The organism is Okeania sp. SIO2B9, assembly GCF_010672505.1.
Lineage (GTDB): Bacteria > Cyanobacteriota > Cyanobacteriia > Cyanobacteriales > Microcoleaceae > Okeania > Okeania hirsuta.
In genome coordinates this window covers 1-2,294 of sequence record NZ_JAAHGK010001220.1, presented here as the reverse complement: position 1 = coordinate 2,294, position 2,294 = coordinate 1, and the positions used below count along the sequence as shown (strand labels likewise).

Genomic DNA, 2,294 nt, shown 5'->3' with positions numbered 1-2,294 from the left:
TAACAACGATGGGATGAAGCAATTTTTGCTTACCGTAAATCAACTATTATCAACCCAAAATTTTCTGGTGCATACTATAACTTAGCTGATGCTTTTCTGCACAATTATCAAAAAAAAGAAGCTATTAACGCTCACTTAGAAGCTGTGAGACTTAGACCAGAACATTCTTGGTTTTCTCATCATTCAGTCTTATGGAATAATTTATTAGAAAATAGGCTTGAGGAAGTATTAAATTTATATCAAAATGCCACCAAAATTGAGCAAAATAGTTTTTTTTGTCATCTCAATTTAGGGGAAATTTTCACAAAAATCGGAAATATTGAAGCAGCCATTAGAAGTTATAAAAAAGCCTGTTACAACCAAACAAAAAAAATCCATCCTACTTTTGTAGAAAAACATTGGAATTTTCATAACGTATCAAGTCCTAATTTCATTATTATCGGTTCTCAAAAAAGTGGTACAACCTCTTTAGCAAATTACATTAATCAACATCCTCAAGTTTTACCAGCTATTAAGAAAGAAACACATTTTTGGTCAGGAGAATTTCATCGAGGAATTGATTGGTATTTGGCTCATTTTCCTTCCATTCCTAAGTCACAAAATTTTATTACTGGAGAAGCTACTCCTAACTATTTAGTCAATTATAAAGTGGCAGAAAGAATCTATAGTTTACTACCCGGTCTTAAACTATTAGTCATTTTAAGAAATCCTGTAGATAGAGCCTTTTCTCAATACCATCATTGGCAAAGATTAAACTGGGAAGACCGCTCCTTTGAAGTAGCTATTAATCAAGAATTAGAAATACTCAAAACTACTCCGAAACAACCTCAAGGAGATAAAAAATATTGGCAACTTCCGGGAAATTATATAGGGAGAGGTGTTTATATAGAATTTATGCAGAAATGGATAGAAGTATTTCCCAGAGAACAATTTTTAATTTTGAGAGGAGAAGACCTTTATCAAGGGGCAAATGATACCATGAAGCAAGTTTTTGATTTTTTAGGTTTGCCAGAACATAAACTGCCAAAATATAAAAAGTTGAATTCTGGTTCTTATGCACCAATTTCCGATTTGCTCCGTCAACAATTATCTGAATATTTCCAACCTCATAATCAGAGATTAGAGGAATATTTAGGAATGAAGTTTAATTGGTAATTATTGAATAAGGAATGAGGAAAGACCGAAGTTGGAAAAAGGAAAAAGTGGATGAGGACTCACACCCCAACCAATTTTCATTAATTGATAATGGATAATGAATAATGGATAATTACCTATGGTTAAAACTGTTACGGAATTGAATATCAGAAAATCTGATTTCTTCTCTTGGTCAATTGGATATGGCGAGGAGACCTCGCCATCCCTCGACCGCTTTTGTCTCCTTGCTCATGAGAGGTTTTAAACCTTTGGGGATTAATTATCAATTATTAATTATCAATTATCCATTGGTAAATATCCTATAGAACCCATTTGGTATCTTTGCCTGGGTAAAAATTGATGTAGTCAAAAAATATATCCAAAGTTGATAAAACTACGTTCCGCTATGCGATAGAACTCCGTTCCGCTACGCGAACGCACTTCCACTCACTAATTCTCTTTTTCATCTTAATAAGCACCTACGCAGAGCGAATTACTTACCTCAAAAATACACGAAAATTTTTTCACAAGCAACCACCCTATATTTCTTACATATCAAAACTTTTAATCAATGGCCAAGGAAAGCGCGATCGCACTCAAATTATCCCCATTTTTCCCCCTAAATAGCTCATTTAAACTTTTTTGGGAAAAATTAGTTTAAATTCCAAATATATTTGACAAAATTTTATAAATTTAACTTATATAAAAGTTTTTTTTAACCAATTATTAAACCTTAAAAAGCTTACAGATAAAGCTTTTCAGAAGAGAAAACAGGAAGTATATTTTCTATAGAACCCATTTATCTTTGATTCTCGCCACTACTTGTAATGCCAAAATACTGTGGATGGGAACTCACACCCCAAGTAATTGTAAATATTCTATAGGAGGCGAGATATTCAACTCAAAATCAAAAGATAATTGCTGGTTTGTTGTTAGTCATTAACTATTTGTTTTTAGGAGTTATTAAAAATATGTCGGATGTAAATATTGAACAAGTAAGGACTGAAGGACTGAAAAAGTCAAAAGTGGATGAGAACTCACACCCCAAGTAATTGTAAATATTCTATAGGAGGCGAGATATTCAACTCAAAATCAAAAGATAATTGCTGGTTTGTTGTTAGTCATTAACTATTTGTTTTTAGGAGTTATTAAAAATATGT

The 2,294-nt window shown here is 32.3% G+C and carries 1 protein-coding gene; it reads left to right on the top strand.

The window, feature by feature from the left end; translation table 11 throughout:
• The first annotated feature begins 144 nt into the window (after window positions 1–144).
• Entirely contained in the window at window positions 145–1,155 is a 1,011-nt protein-coding gene (locus F6K13_RS29130; protein WP_124146307.1) for a sulfotransferase domain-containing protein, read from the top strand.
• Window positions 1,156–2,294 lie beyond the last annotated feature (1,139 nt).